Consider the following 4,823-nt stretch of genomic DNA (forward strand, 5'->3'; position numbering starts at 1 on the left):
ACTTCATCACCCGTCACAGCCAGCATATGGCCCCTCTGAGCATCCGTGAGGGCGCTAAACGACTGCCTGAAAGCCTCAAAAGATAAGGGTGTGGGCGGTACGGTAGGGGTATGAGCACTTTTGATCCTGTAACACCCCAGACCGAAACTACTGGCGTACTCACCGGTAAAACTATCGGTATTACTGCCTCCCGCAAGGCTGAAGAGCAAGCTGCCGCTTTTGAGCGTAGCGGGGCGCAGGTTCTGCTGGCTCCTACCGTGCGGATTGTGCCGGTCGAGGACGACGCTGCTCTTCTAGAGGTAACTGAACAGGTTATTGCCAACCCACCCCAGGTCCTCCTGGTCACCACCGGTTACGGGCTGAACGGTTGGCTGGAAGCAGCGCGCGCTCGCGGACGTGAGGCAGATCTTTTGGCGGCTTTAGAAGGTGCTGAGATTTTGGTGCGCGGCGCTAAAGGTAGAGGAGCGGTGCGTGCTCTGGGCTGGCAGGACGCCGGCATGGCAGCAGAGGAACGTACCTCGGCGCTGGTGGATTTGGCGTTAGAGCGCGGTGTCACCGGCAAACATCTAGTGATTCAGCAGCACGGTTCCCCGGACACCGCGCAGGAAGACCGTCTGGTTCGGGCAGGTGCCACGGTGACTGCGGCGGTGCCCCACCGGTGGGAAGCCCCTGAAGAACCGCAGCGGGTTCAGCAACTTCTTGATGAAACTCTTGCCGGGCGGGTGGACGCCATTACTTTTACTGCCGCCCCGGCGGTAGTTGCTCTTTTTGATGCTGCCCGCGCCGCCGGCGTCCTAGATGCCCTGGTGCAGAAGTTTAAGACCTCGGTGATTGCGGCCTCTGTGGGTCCGGTGACTTCTGAGCCTCTAGAAGCTGAGGGGATTACTCCGCTGGCCCCCGAACGCTACCGACTGGGTGCCCTGATTAAAGAACTCACCGGCGCGCTCTCTGCGCCGGGCACCCAGGACGAGTAGGGGTAGCTGCGCCTTTCTGTTGATGGTGCGCATCTTTGGGGTGCGTGTGCTAAGCGGCTGAAACGGTTTTGATGCGGTCACCATTATTATGTTTGGCGCGGTTGCCGGCCGCGTGATCATCGGAGATCCACCCTTGCCGCTGACGGGGTGGGGGGCGTCGACCGGGTGCAAAGGTAGAGCTAGGTCTACCCAGCGGTTTCTAAGAGTAGAGCCCGCCCCACTGTGCAACTGCCCGCTGGGCGAAAGAATAGAAGCATGACAACCGAACACACCTTTACATCCCCATCACCTGCTCCTTCAGACCCCACCCCTGCAGACACCGCCGCTCATCTCCCGAGCGCCGGCCAAGCAACGGGCGATACGGCGTCTGCGCCGCAGCACCTCAACAGCACCTGGCGTCGCCTTGCCAACCCCCTCTATATCTTTAGTGCCACACCCTGGACAGCGCTTGCTGTACTCGTGGCTCAGGGGCTAATTGCCACGGCTTTCATTAGCGTTACAGCCAGCGTTATCGGCCTCCTGGTCGTTCCCCTCATCGCTATCGGCTTTGGCTACTATGAGCGCTGGCGTCTGAAAGCAACCGGTTTCGGGCTTATACCCAACGGCCATGTGAACTTCCCCGATAATAGGGGTTTCGATCAGCTGCTCTTCCGCTACAAGGAGGTTGCTACTTGGCGGGAGGTTGGCTCGCTGCTCATCACCACTCTGTGGGGTAGTGTTGCCGGCGTTCTGGTGACCTTGCAGGTGGCGGCCATTGGTTCCCTGGCGTGGCTGGGTTACCTCATTGGTCAGGCGCAGCAGGTCTATCGTCTTCCTGAAGGGGTTAACATCTTTGACTTTTTCGTTGCGACATCTACCTCCCCCGAGGTGATGGCCTCTAACGGCTATTCACTAATCGACCCAGCCCTCTGGTGGGTTCCAGTGGCGGCTATCCCCTTTGCTCTTGTTCTTTTCGCTTACCTTAACGGTGTACTAGCGGCTAGCGGTGCCAGCCTATCCAAGCTGGTCCTCTCTCCTCGTCCTGAGGAATTCGAGCGTCAGACTGCCAAACTGGCAGAGTCCCGTACCAAGATTGTCGATGCTTTTGAGGGAGAACGCCGCCGCATCGAACGTAACTTGCACGACGGCGTGCAGCAGGAGCTGGTCAACCTTAACCTGCGCCTGGGCCTGGCGGAACTAGAGGCGAAGAATCTAGCTGCTGAAACCAACAGCGAAAGAGCTGGTGCGGTACACGGGCATATCGTGCAGGCTCGCACTCAGCTATCTCACGCTCAGACCACCCTGCGTGATACGGTCCGGGGTATTTACCCGGCTGTCCTTGAAGACCACGGCCTGCGTGCAGCTTTAGAGGAGCTGACCCGACACAGCGTCCTGCCCCTACATCTGGTCTATGATGCTCCCGCTCGTCTGCCCCGCGACATTGAGCGCACCGCCTACTACACGGTCAACGAGGCACTGACCAATACGGTCAAGCACGCCGGTGCTTCCCGCCTGATGGTCACTGTGCACCAGTCCGGTGATTCACTGGTCGTGATTTCTGAGGACGATGGCCGCGGTGGAGCTACCCCAGATGCTGGCACTGGTCTATCCGGTCTAACGGAGCGTGCAGCTGCAATCGGCGGTACGGTGCAGGTGACCTCACCGGTAGAAGGTGGCACCCGCATCACTCTGGTGCTTCCCCTACTGGTTCGATCCTAAATCCCTCAAACCCCTCACAGGTGGTGTTTCGTATGAAGCGCCACCTGCTCGGGCATGTAAAACTCGTTCTAAGACCGCCTACCGAAGGGCCCCAGCTATGCGTATCATCCTTGCCGAAGACTCCACCCTCTTGCGGGAGGGGCTGAAGATGGTCTTGGGCGCTCTAGGGCACACTGTAGTTGCTGAAGTAGCAGATGCTCCCGCGCTCCTTGCAGCCGTCACTGCTGCAGCATCGCAGTCGCCCTCTGCCCCGGCGGTAGATGCGGTTATTACCGATGTGCGCATGCCACCTACCCATACTTCAGACGGTTTGAAGGCCGCTTTACAGCTCCGAGAGATCTATCCGGAGCTTCCCATCCTGGTGCTTTCGCAGTACATCACTACCGCTTACGCCCGGGAACTTTTTTCCAGTGGAGCCGCCGGGCTAGGCTATCTCCTCAAGGACAGGGTGGGTGACATTGAGGAGTTCGCTTCCGCCTTGGAGACCGTGGTTTCCGGTGGCACCATCATTGACCCGCACGTTGTGCAGCACCTGCTAGATGGGTCCCCCTCTAGGGCCGGTTTGGCTACCTCCGAAACTAGCCAACCTGCCGCGGGGCAAGGGAACGGCACGCTCGCAGCCCTGTCACCGCGCGAGCTAGAGATTCTCAGGTTAATGGCGCAGGGCTACTCTAACGCCGAGATTGAAGCCGCTCTTTTCATTTCCCCGGCAACGGTGGCTAAGCACGTGGGGAATATCTTCGACAAGCTAGGGCTACCAGCTGATACCGGTAATCGGCGGGTGCGTGCTGTCTTGGCTTTTTTAAAGGGCTAGCTATATCTAAGGGGTAGGCCCCTGAGGTTTATGACCGGTGGATCATTGCCTCAGCAAGGATTTCCAGCCCACGGTGGGCCTGCTCTGTGCTGGGGGAGAGATTAGAAATCATGATTTCGTCTGCCTGCACCATGCCTGCAAAGCGGGTGAGGTAGTCACGAACATCCTCAGCGGTACCCAGGGCGGTGTAGCGTAGCATCTCTAGAATTTGCTGTCCCTGGGCTGAATGCACCAGTAGATCGAGCTGGGCATCTGTCATTTCTTGGTCGCCACGGTTCATCATGGCTTTCACGCGTTGGCGGTGAGATTCCACCTGCTGCTCTTTAGCCTCGTCCATGCTGTCAGCGGCAATGACGTTAGCTGCCGCGATGACGTAGGGTTCATCCAACTGTTCTGAGGGTTGGAAGCGGTCACGGTAGACCCTGATAGCAGCTTCTAGGTGCGTGGGGGCAAAGTGGGAGGCAAAGGCATAGGGCAGACCTAGCGCTGCAGCAAGGGATGCCCCAAAGAGGGAGGACCCCAGAATATAGAGGGGTACATTGGTGCCGTTTCCGGGAGTTGCGTGGACACCGGGGATTTGGGTGTTGCCAGTCAGGTAGCCCTGAAGTTCTTTGACGTCCTGAGGGAAGCGCTCAGCATCATTGGGGCTACGGCGCAGAGCTTGTAAGGTGCGCATATCGGTGCCGGGCGCGCGGCCAAGCCCCAGGTCGATACGCTCGGGGTACATTTCAGCGAGGGTGCCGAACTGTTCAGCGATAGTAAGAGGTGCATGGTTGGGTAGCATGATGCCGCCTGCTCCCAGGCGGATTGTTGAAGTATGAGCACCTACGTGGGCAATGAGAACGGCAGGTGCTGAGGACGCGATGGTTTTCATGTTGTGGTGCTCTGCGTACCAGATTCGTTCGTAGCCCAGCTTCTCTGCCAGCTGCGCCATGTCTACAGATCTCTTAAAGCTATCTGCCGGGCGCTCCCCGGGAAAGATTGAGGCGAAGTCTAATAACGATAGGACGGTCATGGCGGTGCTCCTTATAAGGTACTGGGATATATGTCTTTGTAACGCTGGTGTGGGCCCTAACATTCCTGGGAGCTAAAGAGTGTGCAGTTCTTTGGCTGGCTCTGGGTGGAAATTAGATGGTTTTTGGGGGCTTAGCGGGAGGAAACTAGGGTGATAGGGTGAAATTTTGAAGAAATTATTATGTGCTGGGTCATAGATTTAAGCCATAGACCTGCTTCACTCAAACGCTCTGACCAGTGCATACGCAGACCACACCCACCCCAAGGGCACTCAAAACCACCGCTTGGCACCCCTTTGCGAGGCAAAAAGCCTCTTTTTCGAT

General features: G+C 58.0%; 4 protein-coding genes. 3 read left to right on the plus strand and 1 reads right to left on the minus strand.

What is annotated here, in order from left to right; translation table 11 throughout:
• Positions 1 to 110 precede the first annotated feature (110 nt).
• From VVR27_RS11475 to VVR27_RS11485, 3 genes are all read left to right on the plus strand, one after another.
• On the plus strand, positions 111 to 974 hold the full coding sequence (locus VVR27_RS11475; RefSeq protein ID WP_368548482.1) for a uroporphyrinogen-III synthase: 864 nt from the start codon (positions 111 to 113) through the stop codon (positions 972 to 974).
• Between the two features lie 255 nt (positions 975 to 1,229).
• A complete protein-coding gene (locus VVR27_RS11480; RefSeq protein WP_368548483.1) occupies positions 1,230 to 2,672 on the plus strand; it encodes a sensor histidine kinase in 1,443 nt (480 codons plus the stop codon).
• Positions 2,673 to 2,769: 97 nt separating this feature from the next.
• Complete coding sequence (locus VVR27_RS11485; RefSeq protein ID WP_368548484.1) at positions 2,770 to 3,486, plus strand: LuxR C-terminal-related transcriptional regulator; 717 nt, start codon at positions 2,770 to 2,772, stop codon at positions 3,484 to 3,486.
• Between the two features lie 28 nt (positions 3,487 to 3,514).
• Here the strand turns inward: VVR27_RS11485 and VVR27_RS11490 are convergent, their stop codons facing one another.
• Positions 3,515 to 4,501 (minus strand): LLM class flavin-dependent oxidoreductase, encoded by a 987-nt coding sequence (locus tag VVR27_RS11490; RefSeq protein WP_368548485.1) that lies wholly within the window; start codon positions 4,499 to 4,501, stop codon positions 3,515 to 3,517.
• Positions 4,502 to 4,823: the final 322 nt, after the last annotated feature.

Origin of the sequence: Rothia sp. LK2492, from assembly GCF_040946345.1 — a bacterium.
Lineage (GTDB): Bacteria > Actinomycetota > Actinomycetes > Actinomycetales > Micrococcaceae > Rothia > Rothia endophytica.

Coding starts and splice junctions, on each gene's coding strand:
- VVR27_RS11475 (WP_368548482.1), top strand. CDS start 111: ATGAGCACTTTTGATCCTGTAACACCCCAGACCGAAACTACTGGCGTA.
- VVR27_RS11480 (WP_368548483.1), top strand. CDS start 1,230: ATGACAACCGAACACACCTTTACATCCCCATCACCTGCTCCTTCAGAC.
- VVR27_RS11485 (WP_368548484.1), top strand. CDS start 2,770: ATGCGTATCATCCTTGCCGAAGACTCCACCCTCTTGCGGGAGGGGCTG.
- VVR27_RS11490 (WP_368548485.1), bottom strand. CDS start 4,501: ATGACCGTCCTATCGTTATTAGACTTCGCCTCAATCTTTCCCGGGGAG.